Source organism: Streptomyces varsoviensis (genome assembly GCF_000718635.1).
GTDB classification, from domain to species: Bacteria; Actinomycetota; Actinomycetes; order Streptomycetales; family Streptomycetaceae; genus Streptomyces; species Streptomyces varsoviensis.
Genome location: NZ_JOBF01000031.1, coordinates 45,882 through 68,513 on the forward strand (window position 1 = coordinate 45,882; position 22,632 = coordinate 68,513).

Annotated in this window: 16 protein-coding genes; 11 read left to right on the top strand and 5 right to left on the bottom strand. The window is 72.5% G+C overall.

Translation table 11 applies throughout. The features are described 5' to 3' along the window. Positions 1 to 6: 6 nt before the first annotated feature. Positions 7 to 1,806 (bottom strand): methylmalonyl-CoA mutase family protein, encoded by a 1,800-nt coding sequence (locus tag IF55_RS31800; protein ID WP_030889435.1) that lies wholly within the window; start codon positions 1,804 to 1,806, stop codon positions 7 to 9. A 344-nt stretch (positions 1,807 to 2,150) separates the two neighbouring features. Next, on the bottom strand, positions 2,151 to 3,125 hold the full coding sequence (locus IF55_RS31805) for a helix-turn-helix domain-containing protein (RefSeq protein ID WP_030889433.1): 975 nt from the start codon (positions 3,123 to 3,125) through the stop codon (positions 2,151 to 2,153). Positions 3,126 to 3,634: 509 nt separating this feature from the next. Between IF55_RS31805 and IF55_RS31810 the strand changes: the two genes are divergently transcribed. After that, complete coding sequence (locus IF55_RS31810) at positions 3,635 to 4,813, top strand: acyl-CoA dehydrogenase family protein (RefSeq protein WP_030889430.1); 1,179 nt, start codon at positions 3,635 to 3,637, stop codon at positions 4,811 to 4,813. Between the two features lie 58 nt (positions 4,814 to 4,871). Here the strand turns inward: IF55_RS31810 and IF55_RS31815 are convergent, their stop codons facing one another. Further along, positions 4,872 to 5,105, bottom strand: coding sequence for a hypothetical protein (locus IF55_RS31815; RefSeq protein ID WP_030889427.1), 234 nt, complete (start codon positions 5,103 to 5,105; stop codon positions 4,872 to 4,874). Positions 5,106 to 5,226: 121 nt separating this feature from the next. On the opposite strand from IF55_RS31815, the gene IF55_RS31820 reads away from it, so the two are divergent. The 7 genes from IF55_RS31820 (at position 5,227) to IF55_RS31850 (ending at position 13,312) form a co-directional block, all read left to right on the top strand. After that, the gene (locus IF55_RS31820; protein ID WP_078645597.1) at positions 5,227 to 6,243 is read left to right on the top strand and encodes an oxygenase MpaB family protein; all 1,017 of its coding nucleotides are present in this window, start codon (positions 5,227 to 5,229) and stop codon (positions 6,241 to 6,243) included. After that, a complete protein-coding gene (locus IF55_RS31825) occupies positions 6,225 to 8,567 on the top strand; it encodes a serine/threonine-protein kinase (protein ID WP_030889423.1) in 2,343 nt (780 codons plus the stop codon). Before IF55_RS31820 ends, IF55_RS31825 begins: the two co-directional genes overlap by 19 nt. Positions 8,568 to 8,663: 96 nt before the next feature. After that, positions 8,664 to 8,981 carry a hypothetical protein gene (locus IF55_RS31830; protein ID WP_030889420.1) on the top strand — a complete coding sequence of 106 codons (318 nt, stop codon included), beginning with the start codon at positions 8,664 to 8,666 and terminating at the stop codon, positions 8,979 to 8,981. Between the two features lie 175 nt (positions 8,982 to 9,156). Continuing rightward, the gene (locus IF55_RS31835; RefSeq protein WP_030889417.1) at positions 9,157 to 10,017 is read left to right on the top strand and encodes a fumarylacetoacetate hydrolase family protein; all 861 of its coding nucleotides are present in this window, start codon (positions 9,157 to 9,159) and stop codon (positions 10,015 to 10,017) included. Continuing rightward, entirely contained in the window at positions 10,014 to 10,943 is a 930-nt protein-coding gene (locus tag IF55_RS31840; RefSeq protein WP_030889414.1) for a VOC family protein, read from the top strand. The genes IF55_RS31835 and IF55_RS31840 overlap by 4 nt, the downstream gene beginning before the upstream one ends. Continuing rightward, a complete protein-coding gene (locus tag IF55_RS31845; protein ID WP_048832904.1) occupies positions 10,940 to 11,791 on the top strand; it encodes an SMP-30/gluconolactonase/LRE family protein in 852 nt (283 codons plus the stop codon). Before IF55_RS31840 ends, IF55_RS31845 begins: the two co-directional genes overlap by 4 nt. Positions 11,792 to 11,800: 9 nt before the next feature. Next, positions 11,801 to 13,312, top strand: a complete 1,512-nt coding sequence (locus IF55_RS31850; RefSeq protein ID WP_030889409.1) for a bifunctional 3-(3-hydroxy-phenyl)propionate/3-hydroxycinnamic acid hydroxylase — start codon at positions 11,801 to 11,803, stop codon at positions 13,310 to 13,312. Positions 13,313 to 13,480: 168 nt separating this feature from the next. Here IF55_RS31850 and IF55_RS31855 read toward each other — a convergent pair whose 3' ends face one another. Continuing rightward, entirely contained in the window at positions 13,481 to 15,274 is a 1,794-nt protein-coding gene (locus IF55_RS31855) for a serine hydrolase domain-containing protein (RefSeq protein WP_030889407.1), read from the bottom strand. 181 nt (positions 15,275 to 15,455) lie between these two features. Here IF55_RS31855 and IF55_RS31860 point away from each other — a divergent pair, with 181 nt between their 5' ends. Both IF55_RS31860 and IF55_RS31865 read left to right on the top strand, forming a co-directional pair. Continuing rightward, the gene (locus IF55_RS31860) at positions 15,456 to 16,559 is read left to right on the top strand and encodes an NAD(P)H-dependent flavin oxidoreductase (protein WP_030889405.1); all 1,104 of its coding nucleotides are present in this window, start codon (positions 15,456 to 15,458) and stop codon (positions 16,557 to 16,559) included. 21 nt (positions 16,560 to 16,580) lie between these two features. Further along, the gene (locus tag IF55_RS31865) at positions 16,581 to 18,131 is read left to right on the top strand and encodes an acyl-CoA synthetase (protein WP_030889403.1); all 1,551 of its coding nucleotides are present in this window, start codon (positions 16,581 to 16,583) and stop codon (positions 18,129 to 18,131) included. A 68-nt stretch (positions 18,132 to 18,199) separates the two neighbouring features. Here the strand turns inward: IF55_RS31865 and IF55_RS31870 are convergent, their stop codons facing one another. Next, complete coding sequence (locus IF55_RS31870; RefSeq protein WP_030889401.1) at positions 18,200 to 20,647, bottom strand: penicillin acylase family protein; 2,448 nt, start codon at positions 20,645 to 20,647, stop codon at positions 18,200 to 18,202. A gap of 198 nt (positions 20,648 to 20,845) precedes the next feature. On the opposite strand from IF55_RS31870, the gene IF55_RS31875 reads away from it, so the two are divergent. Then, a complete protein-coding gene (locus tag IF55_RS31875) occupies positions 20,846 to 22,390 on the top strand; it encodes a fatty acyl-CoA synthetase (protein ID WP_030889399.1) in 1,545 nt (514 codons plus the stop codon). Positions 22,391 to 22,632 lie beyond the last annotated feature (242 nt).

Genomic DNA, 22,632 nt, shown 5'->3' on the forward strand with positions numbered 1-22,632 from the left:
TTGCCATCAGGACACTCCCATGCGGTCGAGGGTGGCGGAGAGCACGGCGACGGCGTCGCAGCCGGCGAAGACATAGGCGTCGACCCCCGGGTACTGCCCGGGGCGGCCCGCGAGGAACACCTGCCGGGCGCCCGCCTCCTTGAGCGCCCCGGCGGCCTCGGCGGCCTGCTCCTCGTACAGCGCGTCGCTGGAGCACAGACAGGCCTCGGTGGCACCGCTGTCCTCGAACGAGCCCTGGTCGACGGGTTCGATGCCGCCCGCCTGGAACAGGTTGGCGGCGAAGGCGAGCCGCGCGGTGTGGGCGGCGGCGGGCCCCAGCGCGGCGAGGAAGATCCGCGGCCGGGCGCCGGTCGCGGCGAGGTGGCGGTCGGAGCGGTCGCGCAGCGCCTCGAACGCCTCGTCGCGCCGTACCCGCGGCAGCCCGCCGGACGGCGGGGCGGGCGCGGGTACGCGCTCCACGGGCCGCTCGGCGAGGTGCGGGAACTCGCTGACCCCGGTGATCGGTTCGCGCCGCTTCGCGAGCTTCGCGCCGCGCGCCCGCCACGTCTCGGCCAGCTCCTCGCCGAGCCGGCCGGAGCGCAGGGCGGCGGCCTGCCCGCCCGCCCCCTCGATGTGCTGGAAGAACCCCCACGCGGCGGTGGCGAGTTCGTCGGTGAGCCGCTCCACGTACCAGGAGCCGCCCGCCGGGTCGATCACCCGCGCCAGGTGCGACTCCTCGACCAGGATCGTCGAGGTGTTACGGGCGATACGGCGCGCGAACGCGTCCGGCAGCCCGAGGGCGTGGTCGAAGGGCAGCACGGTCACGGCGTCCGCGCCGCCCACCCCGGCGGCCAGCGTCGCGACCGTCGTCCGCAGCATGTTCACCCACGGATCGCGCCGCGCCATCATGACCGGCGAGGTCACGGCGTGCTGGACCTGCCGGCCCGCCGCCCCGCACACCTCGGCCACCCGCGCCCACAGCCGGCGCGCCGCCCGCAGCTTGGCGATCGTCAGGAACTGGTCGGCGGTGGCCGCGTACCGGAATTCGAGCTGCGCCACGGCCTGCCCGACCGTCAGCCCCGCCGCGGTCAGCTCCCGCAGATAGGCGACCCCGGTCGCCAGCGAACAGCCCAACTCCTGCGCCGCCGACCCGCCGGCCTCGTGGTAGGGCAGCGCGTCCACGGTCACCGCCCGCAGCCCCGGGTACTCCTCGAAGCACAGCCGCGCGAGAGCGGCGACGGGCCCGAAGCCGAAACCGGCTCCCGTACGGGCCTCAAAACCCAGCGGGTCCGCCCCCAGGTTGCCGCGCGCCGCGTCCTTGGCGACGCCGCGCTCCCCGTACAGCCGCAGCAGTTCACCGGCGGCGGCCTCCACGCCGTCCCCGGCGTCCAGGACGACCGGCGCCAGATCGAGATAGACCCCGTCGAGCACCCGGTCGAGCGAGGCCACGGGCACCCCGTGCTCGCCCACGACCAGCCACAGCGACGTGACCCCGTTCTCCAGATCGGTCAGCACCGCCCCGCCGTCGGCCGCCGCGTGCCGCTGCCGTACGTCCCACCCCCCGAGCACATTCCCCTCGGCCCGCCCGCCCCGCGCGAAGGGCGCGAACCCGGGCAGCCCCGGCTCGGGCGACGCGTCGTCAGCGGTGTACAGCGGACGGCTGCGCAGCCCGGCCTCGATCTCGACGGCCAGCGCGTCCTCCGCCCTCCCCGAGAACTCCCGCCCCGATTTGCGCAGGACCCCCTCGACGAGGTGTCGCCACTGCTCATGGGTGGCGTCAGGGAACTCGGAGGCCAGCGAGAGCCCATCGTCAGGCAGGACAGTCATGCTCGGATGCTAGGCCGCGACCGCAGGTGAGCTGGAGAGGGAACGGCTGTGACCTTGACCTCCATCGGGTTCGCTTGATCTTGACGACGGGGCGCATTAGGAGCGGGCGGGGGACCGTCCGTGGCCCGTCCGTGGCCCGTCGGCGGGGGCGACGGTTCGGACCGTTCACGGTGCGGTACCCGCAGTCGTAGAGGCGATACCGGACGGGCGGGTCGTCGCCGTGGAAGACGGCTTCGACGCGGCGACGGAAGCGGGGCTGTCCGTCGTGAGCCCCTGCTGAGCGGCCCCTCCGGGGGGCGGTTCGCGTTCCCGCGCGGGGGAGCCGGCACCTTCAGCCGCCGCCGTCAGCCCCCGCTCGCCTCCGCCGAGCGGTCGAGGTTGCGCCAGGCCCGCGGGGTCATGCCGTACGCCTGCTTGAACACCTTGCTGAAATGCGTGGCGTCCACGAAACCCCAGCCGCGCGCGATGGCCGCGATCGTCCGGTAGCGGGCCCGTGGATCGGCCAGTTCCCGGCGGCACTCCTCCAGTCGGTGCGAGCGGATCCACTCGCCCAGCGTCACGTTCGACTTGGCCAGCACCGCGTAGAGGTGGCGGACCGAGATGCCGTGCGCGGCGGCGATCCGCTCGGCGGAGAGGTCGCGGTCGGCGAGGTGTGCCCGGAGGTAGCGGATGATCCGCAGGTTCAGCGTCTCCGCCATCGGGCCGCGGGCGAGGTCCGAGTTCCCCAACTGCGAGGCGACGACCGCGCGGAGCAGCTCGACGCTGGGCTCCGCTATCGCCTCGGCGTTCGGGCCGCGGTGCAGCGCCTCGGTCACGGCCACCTGCTTGAAGTAGCCGGCCGCGAGAGCGGCGACGGGGTTGTCGGGGCCCAGCGTCGTGGCGGTGATCTCGCGCAGCGACCGGTCGGGCAGCGCGAGCGCCGACCGGGGGAAGCGCAGGAAGTGCTGGTCGACGCCGGAGTCGAAGGCGAGGGTGTACGGGACGGCGGTGTCGTAGAGGGCGAAGTCGCCCGGTTTCAGCAGGGCTTCGCGGCCGTTCTGGATGACCATGCTGGAGCCGGACAGTTGGAGCCCGAGGAACACCGCCGGCTCCGTGTCCTCCCGCGCCAGCCGCGGCGTCCGCTGAATGGTCAGGCCGGTGGCCCGCGCGGAGCAGATGCCGATGACTCCGGCGTTGTCCAGCGCCACCTGGACCGAGAGGTCCTGCGGCGACAGGTGGTGGTTGATGTCGATCCGCACGACGGACTCCCACACCGCGTGCCGAATGAGTTCTTCCCGGTCTCCCGGCGGAATGGCGTTGGTGTCCAGCGTCTCGCGCACCCAGGACGCCCCCTCCCTCAGAGGTTTCGGCGGGCAGTGGGTCTGCGGGGCAGATGTTCGCGGCGCGGCGCGCGGGCGTCGGCGCGCGACCGGCGACGGCGCACAACCGACCAAGTTTCGTGCACGCTCAGCAAAGTCGGTGGAACACGCCCAGCCTAGAGTCGTCATCCGTCGAAGCGAAAGCGCCAAGGGCGAACGAAGCGCGGCAGCACGTCGATGAACGGCAGGAAACACGCCAATTGCCTCGCACGGGGGGCGAGACAATTGGCGCGCCTGTCCATGCCGGGCGCCGCCGGCTCACGGCCCGCCATGGGTCTCGTACGCCCCGCGCACCTCTTACGCGCCCGACGGCCCCCACAGCTCCTTCGGCTCCCTCGGCCCCCCACGGCCCCTCCGGCCCCTTCGGCAAGGGATTCGTGCGCTGCCGCGGGTTCCTAATTTCTGTAACGGGTTCTACTCTGTGCGCGGTCGGCGCGGAGACCGCGCGATCCCAGCCTCCAGGAGGGCCCGTGCACCTCGAATACACGCCGGAACAGCAGCGGCTGCGCACCGAACTGCGCGCGTACTTCGCGGAGCTGGTGCCCGACAACGCCTACGCCCGCTACGCCGACGCCGCCGCGCAGAAGCGCTTCTACCGGGAGACCGTCCGCCGCCTCGGCGGCGACGGGTGGCTCGGCGTCGGCTGGCCGAAGGAGTACGGCGGGCGCGGAATGACGCCGATGGAGCGGTTCATCTTCTTCGACGAGGCCGCGCAGGCGGGCGTGCCGCTGCCGCTCATGGCGCTGAACACGGTCGGCCCGACGATCATGCAGTTCGGCACCGAGGAGCAGAAGCGGTACTTCCTGCCGCGCATCCTCTCCGGCGAACTCGATTTCGCGATCGGCTACAGCGAACCCGACGCGGGCACCGACCTCGCGGCCCTCAAGACCCGTGCCGTGCGCGACGGCGACGACTACGTGGTCAACGGCCAGAAGATCTGGACCACCAACGGCGACACCGCCGACTGGGTCTGGCTCGCCGTCCGTACGGACCCCGAGGCCCCGCCCCACAAGGGCATCACCATGCTCCTCGTCCCCACCACCGACCCCGGCTACTCCTGCACCCTCATCAACACCCTCGCCTCCCACGACACCACCGCCAGCTACTACGAGAACATCCGCGTCCCCGTCACCCGCCGGGTCGGCGAGGAGAACAAGGGCTGGCGGCTGATCACCACCCAGCTCAACCACGAGCGCGTCACCCTCGCCGCCCACGGCACCATGGCCATCCGCGCGCTGGCCGACGTCCGGCGCTGGGCCGCCGAGACCAAGCTCGCCGACGGCCGCCGCGTCATCGACCTGACCTGGGTGCGCGCCCGCCTCGCCCGTACGCACGCCCGCCTCGACGCCATGAAACTCCTCAACTGGCGCATGGTCGACGCCCTCCAGCGCGCCACCCTCACCCCGCAGGACGCCTCCGCCGTCAAGGTCTACGGCTCCGAGGCGCGCCGCGACGCCTACGCCTGGCTCATGGAGGTGGCGGGCGCCGCCGGTCCCCTGAAGGAGGGCTCGGCCGGCGCCGTCCTCCACGGCGAACTCGAACGCGGCTACCGCAGCGCCGTCATCTTCACCTTCGGCGGCGGCAACAACGAGATCCAGCGGGAGATCATCTCCTGGATCGGGCTGGGCATGCCGCGGGTCCGGCGCTAGCGGTCGCCGCGACGGCCGGACGGCGCGAATCCGGGGGCCGTCGCCGGGCGTCTCCGTGTCACCGGCGTTCTTCCGCGCGGAGGCGGGCCAGCTCCTTGAGGGCCATGCGGGCGGCGGGGGTGCCGGCCGGGGTCTGCCAGTAGGGGTGGCCGGCTATGCGGGCGGAGAGCTGGTGCAGGCGGTGCCGGTGGGCGGCCGTGGCCTGAGGGGTGGGCACCCCGGCGAGCAGCCAGTACGTGGCGTACCACTCGGTCTGGGTCTCCAGGAGGTCGGCGGGGAAGAGGTAGCTCATGAGCAACGAGTAGATCGCATGTTCGAATTTTTGGGCAAAGGTGCAGGACATCGCGGTGCGGCGGTCCCAGTGCCGGTGCCCGCCGGTTAGGGTCGGCATCCCGGACCCGGAGGTGGACAGGATGCGGCGACACGCCCCGACCCGCTCGACCGGTCGGTACGACCGGACCAGCGCGAACAGTGCGTACGGTCCGGACGGCCCGTACGGTCCGGGCGGCGGGGACCCGGGGCTCTTCGGCCCCGGATCGGTCACCTGGCAGGTGCACGGCGACCCCATGATGTGGGTGGCGGGCGTGCGCGCCCTGTGGCTCCAGGCGCTCCACCCGCGCGCCGTGCGCGGGATCATGCAGAACTCCGACTTCCGCCAGGACCCCTGGCGGCGGCTTCTGCGCACCGCCGGATTCGTCGCCACCACCACCTACGGCACCGCCGACGCCGCCGAACGGGCCGGGGCCGCCGTCCGCGCCATCCACCGCCGGCTCACCGCCACCGACCCCGACACCGGCGAGCGCTATCGCGTCGACGACCCCGAACTGCTCCTCTGGGTGCACTGCGCCGAGGTCGCCTCCTACCTCCACGTGGTGCGCGCGTCCGGGCTGCCGTTCACCGACGCGACCGCCGACGCCTACATAGCCGAGCACCGCCGCTCGGCGCGGCTCGTCGGCCTCGACCCCGCCGACGTACCGGCCGACGCCGGGCAGCTCGCCGCCTACTTCGAGCGGGTGCGTCCGCGACTGGCCGCCACCCCGGAGGCGTTCGAGGTCGACGAGTTCCTGCGCCGGCCGCCCGTACCCCCGCTGCTCACCCCCGCGCGCCGGCTGCTCTGGGGGCGGGTCTCCGCGCTGGCGTACGCCTCCCTGCCCCGGTACGCCCACGAGCTGTACGGCCGGCCCGCGCCGCCCCCGGACGCCGTCGCGCGCCGGCTGCGCGCCGCCGGGTTCGTCCTGCGCGGCGTGCCCGCGACCGTACGCTGGCAACTCCCGCCCAAACACATCCTCACCGCCGCCGCCCGGCTCGGCCCCGGCAGCCGACCCTCGGCCTACAAGCTGCGCAGCCTGGCCGCCATACTGGACGGGCCGGGGAGGGCAGCAGCGCGAAACGACGGGGGCGGCGGCGGAGGATGGCGGAGACCAGGCTGATCCAGGGCCGGTACCGACTGCTCGACCTGATCGGGCGGGGCGGTATGGGCGAGGTGTGGCGGGCGCTCGACGAGTCGCTCGGCCGCCGGGTGGCCGTCAAATGCCTCAACCCCCTGGGGCCGCGCCATGACCAGTCGTTCATGCGGGTGCTGCGCGAGCGGTTCCGCCGGGAGGCCCGGGTCGCCGCCGCCCTCCAGCACCGGGGCGTCACCGTCGTCCACGACTTCGGCGAGTTCGACGGCGTCCTCTACCTGGTCATGGAGTTGCTGGAGGGCCGCAACCTCAGCCAGCTCCTGGAGGACAACAAGCACCACCCGCTGCCCGTGCCGGACGTCGTCGACATAGCGGACCAGGTGGCCGCGGCGCTCGCCTACACCCACCGGCAGGGCATCGTGCACCGCGACCTGAAGCCCGCCAACATCATGCGGCTGGCCGACGGCAGCGTGAAGATATGCGACTTCGGCATAGCGCGCCTCGGCCACGACATCGGCGTCACCAGCCGCCTCACCGGCACCGGCATCGCCATGGGCACCCCGCACTACATGTCGCCCGAACAGATCGCGGGCGGCCACGTGGATCGGCGCAGCGACCTCTACTCGCTCGGCTGCGTGCTGTACGAAATCGCCACCGGAGCCCCGCCGTTCGACCTCGACGACGCCTGGTCCGTCCTCGTGGGCCACCGCGACACCCCGCCCGAACCGCTCCGCAGCCACCGCCCCGACCTCCCCGAACCGTTCGAACGGATCGTGCTGGACCTGCTCGCCAAGGACCCCGAGGACCGCCCGCAGGACGCCGCCGACCTCGGGCACCGGCTCGCGGAGACGCACGGCACGGGCCACCACTGGGCCCCGCCGCGACCGACGGCGCCCCACCAGCCACATGCCGTCTACACCCCGCCCGCTGTCCATCCATCGACCGTCGCCGCCGGCGGGCCCCGCCCGGCCGCCGAGAAGACGGCCGGGTCAAAGGCCGGCCGGCCCGCGGTGGCGGCGCTGCCCGAACCCGCCCGGCTGCCCGGCTGGGCCAGGGGCATGACCACGGGCACCAAGGCCACCGGCGGCGCCCTCGCCCCGCCCGTACCGGCCGGCCACGCCGACGCGCTGACCGGCGCCTGGACCGAACCCGCCGACCCGCGCCGCCCCACGCCGCCGCCCGGACCGGCCCGCCCCGGCGTGCCGCCGGAAGTGCTCAAGGAACTGGCCGTCCGGCACAGCGCGGGGCTGAGCCTCGGGCGGCTCGGCCGCTGGGAGGAGGCGGGCAAGGTGCACCGCGCCGTCGCCGCCGAACGCGAACACGTCCTGGGCGCCGACCACCCCGACACCCTCGCCAGCCGCTACGAGGTCGCCTACACCCTCAGCCGGCTCGGCCGCCCGGCGGACGCGCTGCGCGAGTACGGACAGGCCGCGGCCGGCCGGGAGCGCGTCCTCGGCGCCGAGCACCCGGACACCCTCGCCGCGCGCCAGGAGACCGCGTACGTGCTCGGGCAGCTCGGCCGGCACTTCGAGGCCCACCAGGTGTACGCCGCCGTGCTCGCCGTGCGGGAACGCACCATGGGCCCCGACCACCCCGACACGCTGCGCTGCCGCCACAACCTCGCCTACAACCTCAGCAGGCTCGGCCGCCTGGAGGACTCGTACGAGATGGCGCGCGAGGTCGCCGCCGCCCGCACCCGCGTCCTGGGCCCCGGCCACCCCGACACCCTCGTCACCCGCTACGAGGTCGGCTACGCGCTCGGCCAGCTCGGCCGCTGGTCCGAGGCGCTCGACACGTACCGCGAGGTCGCCGCCGGGCGGGCCGAGGCGCTGGGCCCCGACCACCCGGACACCCTCGCCGCCCGCTACGAGGCGGGCATCTGCCTGGGCCGGCTGGGCCGCAGCGCGGCGGCCCTGGAGCTCTACCGCGATCTCGTCGACGACCGTACGCGCGCTCAGGGCGCCACGGACCCCGAGACGCTGCGGGCCCGGCACGGCCTCGGCGTCAACCTCGGCCGCCTCGGCCGCTGGGAGGAGGCCCTGGCCGAGGCCCGCGAGGTGTCGGCGATCCGCGAGCGCGTCCTCGGCCCCGAGCACACGGACACCCTCGTCAGCCGCCGCGAGGTCGCCGTCGGCCTCGGCTGGCTCGGCCGCTGGACCGACGCCCTCGCCGTCTACCGCGAAGTCGCCCAAGCCCGCCAGCGCGTCCTCGGCGCCAACCACCCCGACGCCCTCGCCAGCCGCAACGACGAAGCCCACTGCCTCGAACAACTGGGCCGCTCCACCGAAGCCGTCGACCTCTACCGCCAGGTCGCCGCGCTCAGGCAGCAGCGGGGGACACTGGGCCGGTAGCCCGATCCGTCCCCTCACCCACTCATGCCCCCAGGTTATCGCCGCATACGCGATGGATCTTGGACTTGGGCGCCGTGGGAGCCGCAGTATCGAGACATGATCAACCACACGATGATTGTCTCGTTCGACGACGCGATCCCCGACAGCGAGCTGGATCAGTACCTCAAGGACATCGAACAGGTCATGAGGGACTCCGGGACCATCCAGACCTTCGCGGCGAAGCGGCACATCCGGGTCGCGGCCGATGACCACAGCCCGGTGTTCGTGGCCAGTGCCGTGGTGCGGCTCGGCCTCGCCGATGTGGCGGCGCTGAACGCCTCGTTCGCCGCGCCGGGGGCGATGGAGCTCATCAAGCGCTGGCAGGCCAAGTACCCGTACCGGGTGGTCTGGGTCAATCACGAGGAGCTGGTGTGACCGGCTTCGCGCTCCACTGAGGCACACCGGAGCCCGGGCGCGTCACCGGCGGCGGAGTCGCCGCGAGTTGGGTGAATGCCTCCCGGAGGACCCCCGGGCTCGTCCCGTACCCGGCGCACAGGGCCGGGAACGTGAGGAAGTTCGTCACACAGGACCAACCCGCCAAGGAGCGACGTTGCGCATCGGAAATGTTCGGGGGCGGCCGTGGTTGATCACGGGCGAGGGCGAGGGCATCGACATCTACGAGGCGAGCGGGCACCGGTTCGGACCGGACCTTCCCGCGCTGTACGAACGGTGGGACGAGTTCGCGGACTGGGAGCCGGCGGCCGGTCGACGGGCCGGCTTCACACCCGCCGACCTCGGGGCGCCGTCGCCGAATCCGCGCCAGGTGTTCGCCATCGGGCTCAACTACTACGGGCACGTGCGGGAAGCCGGACTGGAGGTGCCGACAGAGCCTTCCGTGTTCACGAAATACGTCTCCTCGTTCGCGGGCGCCGAATCGAGCGTCGAGCTGCCGCCGGGCACGGTGGACTGGGAGGTCGAGATCGCGGTGGTGATCGGCCGGACGGCCCGCGAGGTCGCCGCCGGCGACGCCTGGCGGTACGTGGCCGGGCTGACGGTGGCACAGGACCTCTCCGAACGCGGCCTGCAACTCGCGGGAGCGCCACCGCAGTACAGCCTCGGCAAGTCGTTTCCCGGCTTCGGCCCGACCGGGCCGTTCCTGGTCACTCCGGACGAGTTCGCCGACCCGGCCGACCTGGAGCTGGGCTGCGTGCTCAACGGCGAACCGGTGCAGAAGGCGCGCTCCACCGAGATGGTCTTCCCCATCGATGTGCTGATCGAGAAGGTTTCCCAGGTCACCACGTTGTTTCCCGGCGATGTCGTGTTCACCGGCACCCCGGCGGGCGTGGGGGCCGTCCGCACCCCGCCGCGGTTCCTGGCGGCGGGCGACGAACTCGTCTCCTACGTCGAAGGCATCGGCAGCATCCGGCAGACCTTCACGGCCGCCGGGCGCGCGGAAGGGAGCGCGTCATGAGCCTGCACCGGCTCGCCTCGATCACCCTCGGAGTGCCCGACGTCGTGACCGCCGGCGCCTACTACGAGGAGTTCGGGCTGTCGAAGGGGGCGGACGGCTGGTACTCGACCACCGACGGCGGACGGCAGTTGCGGTTGGTCCGGTCTCCGGCCCGGCGGCTGGTCGGACTGTCGATCGGCGCGGACAGCCCCGACGACCTGTACGCGATCACACGCCGGCTGAGCCGCCTGGGTATCGACGCGCGTACCGACGGACGCCGCCTGGTGGCGACCGAGGCGGTCACCGGCGTCGAGGCCGAGGTCGTGGTGGAGCCGCGGCCGGCGCGGCCCGCCGTGCCGGCCACCGCGTTCAACGGACCCGGCCGGGACGAGCGCGGTGCGACGCGGGCGCCCGGCGTCGTGCGCGAAGGCATCGTCCGCCCGCGCAAGCTCGGTCACGTGGTGATCGGCTCGACCGACCAGGAAACGAGCCGGCGGTTCTTCACCGACGGCATCGGCCTCAAGGTGAGCGACGAGATCGCCGGGGTCGCCGCCTTCATGCGGTGTTCCACCGACCACCACAACGTCCTGGTCCAGAGCGCCCCGGTGAACTTCGTCCACCACACGTCCTGGGAGGTCGACGACGTCGACGAGGTCGGACGCGGCGCGACGCGGATGCTGGAGGGCCACCCCGAGCGGCACGTGTGGGGCCTGGGCAGGCACACCGTCGGGTCCAACTTCTTCTGGTACCTCCGGGACCCGGCGGGTAACTTCAGCGAGTACTACTCGGATCTCGACTGCGTCGTCGACGACGCGCTGTGGAAGCCGGCCGTGTGGCCAAGCGGCGACCCCAAGAGCTTCCTGACCTGGGGGCCGCCCATGCCGCCGTCGTTCATCGAACCGGAAGACCTCGCCGCGCTGATGACCGGCGCGCACGCGTCGCCATGACCGGCCGACCGTACGCGACGGGCATGGTCTGGGGCGAGAGCCCCCGCTGGCACGACGGGGCGCTGTGGCTCTCGGACACCCAGGGCTCCCGGTTGTGGACCGACGCGTCCGGCGCATGGCGTCCGACCGATCTCGAATCGCCGTCCAACGGGCTGTGGTTCCTGCCCGACGGCGGGCTCGTGGGCGCGATGATGCGCGAGCGCGCGATCGGGCGGTGGGACGGCCTGGCCTGGCGGCCCTACGTGGACCTCGCCGACTTCGGGGTCGGCCCCCTCGGCGACATGACCGGAGACGCCGAGGGCAACCTCTACGTCGACGACGTCGCCTTCGACGCCGCCGCGGGCGAGGAACCGGCGCCGGGCCGCATCATCCTGGTCCGGCCCGACCGCAGCGTCGCGGTGGCGGCCGAGGACGTGGAGTTCCCGAACGGGCTCGCACTCGTCGACGGCGGCACCACCCTGGTCGTCGCGCAGACCGCGGCCCGGTGCCTGACCGCGTTCGACGTCCTCGCCGACGGGACCCTCGGTGCGCGGCGGCGCTACGCCGACCTAGCCGATCTCGTCGGCCCCGACGCGCGCCCCGACGGCATCTGGCCCGCGGAGCGCGGCGTATGGGTGGCGACGACGAGCGGCCAGGCGATCGTCCGGGTCGGCGAAGACGAGATCCACGAGACGGTGTCCACGGCGCCGCTGCTGCCGATCGCCTGCTGCCTGCGCGACGACGGCGCGATGATCGCGACGCTGGCGGACCCTCATGGAGCGCCGTTGCCCGATGCCGTGGCATCCCGCGCGGTGACGGCCTCCGCCGTGCTCATCGAGCCGATGGAAATCACTGGAACGACACAATGAGGTGAATCAATGAGCGACGCCACCACCGTCGCCGGTGTGACCGACGTCGATGTCGCGATCCTCGGATGCGGCACCACCGGCCTGGTCCTGGCCCGGCTGCTGGCGATGGAAGGGCTGCGGGTCGCCGTGATCGACGCCCAGCGCATTCCACGGCCTTTCCCGCGGGCGACGCATCTGGACGACGAAACCATGCGCACCTTCCAGACCCTCGGTCTCGGCCATCTCGAAGAGCGGTTCTCGCTCGCCGGCATGTACCGGTTCTACGACCCGCAGTGGCGGTCGGTGATGGAGTTCGCCTTCAACAAAGGCGTCACCGATCAGGGATGGCAGTCGGACTACATGTTCCATCAGCCGGATTTCGAGGCGGTGCTGCGCGGCCACGCCCACGCCCACCCCGGGACCAGCCACTTCTTCGGCTGGAACGCGATCGAGCTGACAACTCCGGGCGAAGGGTCACACCTCCGCGTCGAGGAACGGAGCACCGGCCGACAGCACATGGTCACGGCCGCTTTCCTGATCGGCGCCGACGGGGCCAATTCCTTTGTGCGCGGCGCGATGGACTGCGCACAGACCGACTATGAGGCGACGCACCGCTCGCTGATCGTCGACATCGTGCCGTTCGTGCGGAAGGAGAACCTTTCCCACCGTGACTCCTTCATCCAGGCCGGAATCCGGAACCCGTTGACATTCGTCGCCATGGCGGAGCCGCTGCTGCGTTTCGAGCAATTGCTCCGCCCCGACGACGACACCGCGGAATTCGAAAGCCTCCAGCACGTCTACGACCTTCTGTCGCCGTTCCTGAACCCGGACGAATACCGCGTTCTGCGGGCCGATGTCTATGAGTGGGAGGCCGCGGTCGCCGAGCGGTGGAGCATGGGACCGCTGTTCCTGGCGGGCGACGCGGCGCACGAGATGCCGCCGCATCTGGGCCAGGGCATGGTGTCCGGAATCCGCGACGCGCTGAACATCGCCTGGAAACTGGGCCGCGTCATCCGGAAGGAGTCCCCGAGGGAACTCCTGGACACCTACGACACCGAACGCAAGCCGCACATGACCGAATACGTGAAACTCGCGGCGCAGCTCGCCAACGAGGTCGAGGACATGGCGCCGAAGGGCGCCGAGGCAGGGGAGGAGGTCCCCGTCACCGAACGCGAGGCGCTGCGCCCGAGGCTCGGGCCGGGCATCCGGACCGACGACGCATACGCCGGAACGCTGAGCGCGCAGCCGGCCCTGGCCGACGGCCGGCGCCTGGACGACGTGGCGGGCTACCGGTTCGCGGTCCTCGGCACGGCCGACTGCCTCGCCGGGCTCCCCGCACGCGCGCGGGAGTCGCTGGAGTCGTTGAACGCGGCCACCATAACGGCGGACTCCGAGGAAGCGAGGCGCTGGCTGGAGACCCTCGACGCCGCCGCGGTCCTCATCCGGCCGGACCGCTACCTCTACGGGACCGCGACGAGCGCCCAGCAGTTGGACGCGCTGGTGGCCCGCCTGAAAACCGCCCTCACCGAGGGCGCGCGGTGACCTGGGCCGGCGACCCGGACGAGGCGGCCCCGCTCCCCGAGATCCCGCGCATCCGTGCGGAACCGAGTCCGGACGGCCGGTCCCCCGCGAGCGAACCCGCCGCGTTCACCCCTCGCGTCCGGTGCTTCCGGACCCGGCCGCGAACTTCACGGCCTCGGCGCTACTGCGCTAGTCCGGCGACCGGGTCCACCCCTTCGCCTCCACGCGCGCCGCGTCTCGCGGCCGCCTCTCGTCGAATGACGTGTCGGCGCCGTCCGTGACGCGCAGGCCGCCGACGTACACCCCGCGCCCCACGTACCGCGCGTCGGTGGTGTAGCGCCAGCGCAGCCGCACCGCCCGCCCGCCGCGCCACGCCGAGAGGTCCGCGTCCACGCGTTGCCATACGCGCCCGTTGTAGCCGGTCGCCACCGCGTCGGGGTGGTCCGTCGGGCGGCCGTGCGCGGGCCGGGTGGTGAACGGCACCGGCTGCCAGGTGGCGCCGGAGTCCGTGGACGCCTCCAGGCGCATGGCGTCGGAGGGTTCGATGTCCCACCACAGGTCGCAGCTCAGCCGCGCCCGCCGCGAGGCGACCGGCAGCTCGGGAAGGGCGAGCGTCGCGTCGGCGGCGCTCGCCATGCCGGAGAACCAGGCGGTACGGCCGCGCGCCGGCCGCACCGGCACGGCGCGCGCCAACGCGTCCCCCGTCGCGACCCGCGGCGCGCTGCCGGACCGCCAGGTGCGGCAGGGGTGGACGGAGTTGGAGAGGAGGACGAGGAACGAGTCGGTGGTGGGGTCCAGGACGATGGATGTACCGGTGAAGCCCGTGTGGCCGGCGGTCCTGGGCGTGGCCATGGCGCCCATGTACCAGTGCTGGTACAGCTCGAAGCCGAGCCCGTGGTCGTGGCCGGGGAACGCCGTGTTGAAGTTCGTGAACATCAGCCGCACCGACTCGGGGCGCAGCACGCGGACCCGCCCGTACGCGCCGCCGTTGAGCAGCGTCCGGCACAGTACGGCCAGGTCCCAGGCGCAGGAGAAGACCCCGGCGTGCCCGGCGACCCCGCCGAAGGCGTACGCGTTCTCGTCGTGCACCTCGCCCCACACCATGCCCCGGTCCAGCCGTGCCCAGGGCTTGCGCTGGTCCTCGGTGGCGGCGGTGCGCGGCCGCCAGCTCGCGGGCGGGTTGTAGCGGGTGGAGTCCATGCCGAGGGGGCCGGTGATGTGGGCGCGTACCAGCTCGTCCAGAGGCCGGCCGGTGATCCGCTCCAGGACGAGCTGGAGGGAGATCAGGTTGAGGTCGGAGTAGAGGTAGGCCGTGCCGGGGGCGTGCTGGGGGGCCTCGTCCCACAGCAGCTTGAGCCGCTTCTCGCGGGTCGGCTGGTCGTAGAACGGCAGGTCGGGCTGGAAGCCGGAGGTGTGGGTGAGGAGCTGGCGGACGGTGATGGCCCGCTTGCCCGCCGCCGCGAACTCCGGGAGGTAGGAGGCGACCGCGGCCTCCAGGGCCAGTTCGCCGCGCTCGATGTACTGGACGGCCAGGAGCGAGGTGAAGAGTTTGGAGAGGGAGGCGAGGTCGAAGACGGTGTCCGTGGCCATTGGGCGCTGCCGCTCCGGGGGGAGTTCGACGCCGGTGTCGTTCTTCTCGTCGTAACGGGCGTAGCGCACGGCCTTGCCGAGGGCCTCCTCCACCGCGACCGTGCCGCCGCGCCCGGCGAGGAGTACGGCTCCGGGGTAGTACGGGTGCGTGGGGGAGGGGTGCAGGTATTTCTCGGCCGCGGCGGTGACCTGGCCGAGGTGGTGTTCGAGGAGCCCCGCCCGGCGGGCCGAGCCGCGCCGCAGCGTCGTGCGGCGGCCCGCGGTCTGTCCTTGCGTCGTGGCGGCCGAGGCGGCGCCGGGCTGTGCGGCGATCACCAGCGCACCGCCGAGCGCGAGCGCCCCCGCGCCGAATCGCCGTCTGCTGATCGCGCCACCTGTGCGGTCCTCCTCCATGCCCTCTGACATCGCGCGCCTCCTGAAAGCCTCGTGCGGTCTCCTGAAAGTTTCTTTCATGATCGAGTCGATCCCGTGAAGCTTTCAACCAGGGCGGGGGCTCTGTCAATGACGGGAAGAACCTGACGCAGCATCAGAAAATCTCTTCCCTCGCACGCCGCCCTGCGGCATCCTGCCCCGCATGGAGACGGAGCTGAGCAAAAGGCTGGGCATCGAACACGCCATCTTCGGCTTCACGCCGTTCCCGGCGGTGGCCGCCGCGATCACCCGAGCGGGCGGGCTCGGCGTCCTCGGCGCGGTGCGCTACGGCGCCGCCGACGACCTCGCGCGCGACCTCGACTGGATGCAGAAGCACACCGGCGGCAGACCGTACGGGCTCGACGTCGTGATGCCCGCGAAGAAGGTCGAGGGGGTGAGCGAGGCCGACATCGAGGCGATGATCCCGCCCGCCCACCGCCAGTTCGTCGCCGACACCCTCGCCAAACACGGCGTGCCGGAACTCGCCGAGGGCGAGGCGTCCGGCTGGCGCATCACCGGCTGGATGGAACAGGTCGCCCGCGGCCAGCTCGACGTCGCCTTCGACTACCCCATCGCCCTGCTCGCCAACGCCCTCGGCTCACCGCCCGCCGACGTCATCGAGCGCGCCCACGCCCACGACATCCTCGTCGCCGCGCTCGCGGGCAGCGCCCACCACGCGCGGCGCCACCGGGACGCCGGCATCGACATCGTCGTCGCCCAGGGCTACGAAGCCGGCGGCCACACCGGCGAGATCGCCTCCATGGTGCTGACCCCCGAGGTCGTCGAGGCCGTCGCCCCGCTGCCCGTACTCGCCGCGGGCGGCATCGGCAGCGGCGAGCAGATCGCCGCCGGATTCGCCCTCGGCGCCCAGGGCGTATGGCTCGGCTCGCTCTGGCTCACCACCGAGGAAGCCGACCTGCACTCCCGCGCCCTGACCCGCAAACTCCTCGCGGCCGGCTCGGGCGACACCGTCCGCTCCCGCTCCCTGACCGGCAAACCCGCCCGCCAGTTGCGCACCGAGTGGACCGACGCCTGGGACGACCCGCACAGCCCCGGCACCCTCCCCATGCCGCTCCAGGGGCTGCTCGTCGCCGAGGCCGTCTCCCGCATCCAGAAGTACGAGGTGGACGCCCTGCTCGGCACGCCCGTCGGCCAGATCGTCGGCCGGATGAACTCCGAACGCCCCGTCCAGGCCGTCTTCGACGACCTCACCGCGGGCTTCGAGCGGGCCATCGACCGCATCAACCGCATCGCCGGACGCGCCTGAGCGCGGAGAGGAGCGCCTTCCATGACGCAACCCCCGAACGGCTTCTGGGCACAGGCGGCCGCGGACCCCGGCCGTACGGTCCTCATCGCACCGGACGGCGAGGAGTGGAGCGCGGGCCGGCTGCACGCCGACTGCAACCGGCTCGTGCACGGGCTGCGCGCGGCCGGACTGGAGCGCGGCGACGCGTTCGCGGCCGTGCTCCCCAACGGCGTCGAGTTCTTCACGGCCTACCTCGCCGCGTCCCAGGCCGGCTTCTACCTCGTGCCCGTCAACCACCACCTCGTCGGCCCCGAGATCGCCTGGATCGTCGCGGACTCCGGCGCCAAGGTCCTCATCGCCCACGAGCGGTTCGGTGACGCGGCGACGGCGGCGGCCGACGAGGCGGGACTGCCCGCCGCCCACCGCTACGCGGTCGGAGAGATCCCCGGCTTCCGCCCGTACGGCGACCTCCTGGAGGGGCGGTCCGACACTCCGCCCGAGGACCGCACGCTCGGCTGGGTCATGAACTACACCTCCGGTACCACAGGCCGCCCGCGTGGCATACGTCGCCCGCTGCCCGGCAAACCACCCGAAGAGACGTACCTCGGCGGCTTCCTCGCCATCTTCGGCATCAAGCCCTTCGACGACAACGCCCACCTCGTCTGCTCGCCGCTCTACCACACCGCGGTCCTCCAATTCGCGGGCGCGTCCCTGCACATCGGGCACCGGCTCGTGCTGATGGACAAGTGGACGCCCGAGGGCATGCTCGCGGCCATCGACCGCCACGCGTGCACGCACACGCACATGGTGCCGACCCAGTTCCACCGGCTGCTCGCGCTCCCGGAGGCCGTACGCGCCGCCTACGACGTCTCCTCCATGCGCCACGCCATCCACGGCGCTGCCCCCTGCCCCGACCACGTCAAGCGCGCGATGATCGACTGGTGGGGCACGTGCGTGGAGGAGTACTACGCGGCCAGCGAGGGCGGCGGGGCCTTCGCGACCGCCGAGGACTGGCTGAAGAAGCCCGGCACCGTCGGCAAGCCCTGGCCCATCAGCGAACTCGCCGTCTTCGACGACGACGGCCGACGGCTGCCCGCGGGCGAACTCGGCACCGTCTACATGAAGATGAAGACCGGCGGCTTCTCCTACCACAAGGACGAGAACAAGACGCGGAAGAACCGCATCGGCGACTTCTTCACCGTCGGCGACCTCGGCTACCTCGACGAGGACGGCTACCTCTTCCTCCGCGACCGCAAGATCGACATGATCATCTCCGGCGGCGTCAACATCTACCCCGCCGAGATCGAGTCCGCGCTGCTCGCCCACCCCGCCGTCGCCGACGCCGCGGCCTTCGGCATCCCGAACGACGACTGGGGCGAGGAGGTCAAGGCCGTGGTCGAACCCGCCGAGGGCCACCCGGCGGGCCCCGAACTGGCCCAGGACATCCTCGCCCACTGCGAACGGACGCTCGCGGGCTACAAGCGCCCCAAGACCGTCGACTTCATCGAGACCATGCCGCGCGATCCCAACGGCAAGCTCTACAAGCGGCGGCTCCGCGACCCGCACTGGGCGGGCCGGGAGCGCGCCGTGTAGTCCCCCCTTCCGGGCCGGGTGGTCGCCTCAGGGGCGGCCATCTCAGGGGCGGTCGCCTCAGGGCCGCCTCAGTGCTCGCTCACCCGCACCACCCGCAGCTTCGGCGACGCGAGGATGTCCTGCGCGCAGAACCGCTCCTTCACCATGCGGCCCGCCGAATACAGCTCCGTCTGGTCGCTGTAGTGCGGCGAGTTCGGATTGGAGGACTGCGAATACGTCAGCAGCGTACGGGCGTTCGGGCAGCCGCTGCCGTCGAAACCCACGGCCTGGATATAGCTGGAGCCGTGGACGACCTCGCTGTACCCGCCCTTAGCGGAGTTCCAGTCGGCCTCCGTCTTGTTCCAGACGCCCAGCGACTCCGTGCCGCCCGACACCGGTATGCGCTTGCCGCCGCGCACCACGAACTGGTGCTCGCCCAGCGGCGCGTCCAGCGCGATACGGGCCGCCCGCAGCTCGCCGACCGCGTCCGCCAGGGACCGCGCGAACCGCGGGTCGGCCGTGTTCAGGGTGTTCGGGGTGGCCACCGGATCGGCCGCGGAGAACGGCACCCGCCACAGCTCCCGTTCCGGCGTGGCGTCCGAGAGTCGCCGCCAGAAGCGGTCGAAGAGCAGCGCCCCCGCGCTGTCGGTGCGCACCGTACGGTCCCAGCCGGCCAGCACGTCGCAGGCGGCCGAGACGTCCACCCGCTTGCCGCCGCTGTCCACCGCCGTGCCGCCCGGCAGCGCGGCGCACGCCTTCGCCGCGTCGTCCGCCGCCAGATCCGCCGCCGGCACCCGGTTGGCGAACTGCTGCTTCACCAGATCGGCCACCGTCAGCCGGCCCCGCTCCGCCATCGCGTCCACGTCCTCGATCGCCCCGCGCGTCCGCATCGAGCGCTGGGTGCCGATGTCGCCGAAGACCGGCGGATAGCCCGTCAGCGGCTGGTCCGCGTTGGCCAGCCACGCGCTGTCGTTGGAGTTCTCCGCGTACGGCGCGTCCTTGAGCGTCGGCATCGCCGACGGCCCGAAGATCCCGTCCTGCACGGCGTCGGCGTCCCGGCCCAGCCCGCACGAGCCGCGCGACCCGTCCAGCACCGCGAGCCCGGTCTCCGGGTAGATCTGCCGGCCCAGCGCCGTGGAGCACCGCGCCACCAACTCGTCGGTCAGCCGCGGCAGCACCTGCGACTGGGTGAAGAGACTGTGCCCGCCGGAGTCCGCGGCGATCGTGTTGACCCAGGGCAGCCCCTGCGTCCGGTTCAGCGCGTCCCGCACGCCGTCGACGCTGCGGGCCTTGCTGAGACTGAGCCCCGCGTCGCTGAACCGCAGATTGGCGGCGTTCGCGTCGTCCAGCGCGTAGGCCGAGCCGGCGGTCCACGGCAGGTCGATGCCCCCGTACGACGTGGTGACGGGCCCGTAGCGGGTCCACCACTGGGTGCGGGTGACCTCGGTGGTACGGCCGTCCGCGCCGCGCGCCGGCACCGTGACCGTGCGCTTGGTCATCTTCACGGGCCGGCCGTCCACCAGATAGGAGGTGGGATCGTTCGGTACGAGCGTGAGCTCGCGCATCGTCAACGGCACGCCCATGGCGACCGTATGGCTCCACGCGATACGGGAGTTGTGGCCGATGGAGATCGACGTGACGCCCAGCAGCGAGCCGCCCGCGGCGTCCAGCTCGCCCGGGATGGTGACCTGGGACTGCCAGAAGCGGCGGCCGCCGTGCCAGGGGTAGTGCGGGTTGCCGATCAGCAGCCCGCGCCCGTTCGCGGTGGTCTCCCCGCTGAACGCCACGGCGTTGGAGCCCATGTCCGCGCGGCTCCGGTCGAAGTGCCGGCGCGCCGCCGCGACCTGACCCGCCGTCCGCCGCTCCGCCGTCCGCCGCGGCGCCTGCCCCGGCTGCGCGCCCGCGACCGGCGGCCGGGCCCCGGTGATGCCGTCCACGGCCGCGCCCTGTCCCGACAACAGCGCGAGGGCGTAGCCGTGCCGGGCCACGTCGAGCGTCGTGATGGGCTTGACCCAGGCCGCGCCCCGGCAGGCGGGATCGGTCACCCGGTGCTGTCTCAGCCAGGCGTTGTAACCGGCCGCGTATCCGCGCATCAGCTCCTTGGCCTGCCGGCTGGGGCCGGCCGGCGCGGGCTGGGCCAGCAGCTTCTCGACCGTCCCCGCCGCGTTGATGCCGCGGAAGAAGAGATCACTGGTGAGGTTGGTGGCGGCGGACGACAGGGAACCGTCGGTCGCGGCGTCCGGGCCGAAGTAGCGCGAACGCTCCCCGCGCCCGGTGACGAACCCGTCGGCCAGCACGCACACCTGGTCGGCGGCCTGCGCCCAGCCCTCGCCGAAGCCCAGGCTCGGATAGTCCCCGGCCACGATGTGCGGAATGCCGTACTCGGTGTAGCGGATGACGGCGGACAGCCCGTCGCCCGAGGGCCGGTCCGTACGGTCCGGCGCGGCGGCGGCCGCCCCCGGCGGCAGCGCGGTGGCGACGGCGAGCAGCGCGGCGCCGGTCAGCACCAGCGCACGCGATCGGATGCGTAAGTTCAACTCTTCCCCCAACCCTTCCCCAACGGGGCATGGCGATACGGATGGTGACGGGCGGTGCGGAGCAACGGACGGTGCCGAGCAGGTGGATTGTCGCCGATGCGCGGCGCGCGGCGGCAGAGGGCCTGAGGCGGCCCCGACTCCGCTTCCGGACCGGCCCGCCCACTTGACCCGCGCCCCCGCCGCGCACAAGATCCGACCATGACCGGTGGAGTGCACAGCAGCACGGTGGACGACCTCCTGCGGCGCAGCGCACGGCGAGTCCCCGACCGGACGGCGGTGCGGTACGGGGACCGGGCCTGGACCTACCGGGAACTCGACGACGCCGTGACCGTCGCCGCCGTCACCCTGATCGACCGCGGCGGGCCGGCGAGCGGCGCCCGCGTCGCCGTGTACGGGCACAACTCCGACGCCTATCTGATCGCCTTCCTCGCCTGCGCCCGCGCCGGCTACGTCCATGTGCCGGTCAACCACCACCTCACCGGCGACGATCTGCGCTACGTCATCGAGCAGTCCGGCAGCTCCCTCGTGCTCACCGACCCGGACCTCGAACACCGGCTGCCGGACTCCGTACCGGTCATGGCGCTGCGCGATGCCACCGGCTCGCTGCTGGAGACGGCGCGGGAGCGGAGCGCCGCCGGCATCCTCATCGCCGGCGGCGGGGACGGCGAGCAGGTGGTCCAGCTCCTCTACACCTCGGGCACCACCGCCGAGCCCAAGGGCGCGATGATGTCGCACCGCGCCTTCGTCCACGCGTACGTCAGCGCCATCGTCGCCCTGGACCTCAAGGAGAGCGACCGGCCGCTGCACTGCATGCCGCTCTACCACTCGGCGCAGATGCACGTCTTCCTGCTGCCCTACCTGGCGGTGGGCGCGGAGAACACCATCATCGACCAGCCCGACCCGTACCGGATCTTCGAACTCGTGGGGGCGGGCCGAGCCGACAGCCTCTTCGCCCCGCCCACCGTCTGGATCGAGCTGGCCGGGCACCCCGAGTTCGGCAACCGCGACCTCACCGGCCTGCGCAAAGCGTTCTACGGCGCCTCGATCATGCCCGTACCCGTCCTGGAACGACTCCGCGCGCGCCTGCCCGACCTCGCCTTCTACAACTGCTTCGGGCAGAGCGAGGTCGGTCCGCTCGCCGCCGTCCTCGGCCCCGGCGAACACGAGGGCCGGATGGACTCGTGCGGCCGGCCGGTGCTGTTCGTGGAGGCCCGGGTCGTCGACGAGCGCGGCGTCGAAGTGGGCCCCGGCGTGACCGGCGAGGTCGTCTACCGCTCCCCGCAACTGTGCGAGGGCTACTGGGAGAAGCCGGAGGAGACCGCCGAGGCCTTCCGCGACGGCTGGTTCCACTCCGGGGACCTCGCCGTGCGGGACGCCGAGGGCTACCTCACCGTCGTCGACCGGGTGAAGGACGTGATCAACTCGGGCGGCGTCCTCGTCGCCTCCCGCCAGGTCGAAGACGTCCTGTACGAGCACCCGGCCGTGGCGGAGGCAGCCGTCATCGGCCTCCCGGACGCCCACTGGATCGAGGCGGTCACCGCCGTCGTGGTCCGGCGCGGCCCGGTCGGCGAAGCGGAACTGATCGCCCACGTCCGCGAGCGGCTCACCCACTTCAAGGCCCCCAAACGCGTCCTGTTCGTCGACGACCTCCCCCGGAACGCCAGCGGCAAGATCCTCAAACGCCAACTGCGCGACCGCTTCGCGTCGGGTACGCGCCAGCCGGGCGCGGCAGGGGGCGCCTAGGGATCTCATCCGGGGGGGTGCCTCTATGTCTTTCGTCGAGGCACTCCTGTCGGTTTTGGGGTGGTTCGGTGTTGGTGGGGTTATGCGGCGAGTTCGATGTTCTTCGGTGTCCGGGGTTCGTAGAAGGTGTTGTCGCGGAGCATGGCGAACAGGACGCTGGTGCGTTGGCGGGCGAGGCGGAGGAGGGCCTGGGTGTGGGTTTTGCCGCGGGCTCGTTGTTTGTCGCGGTCCTGACGCCGATG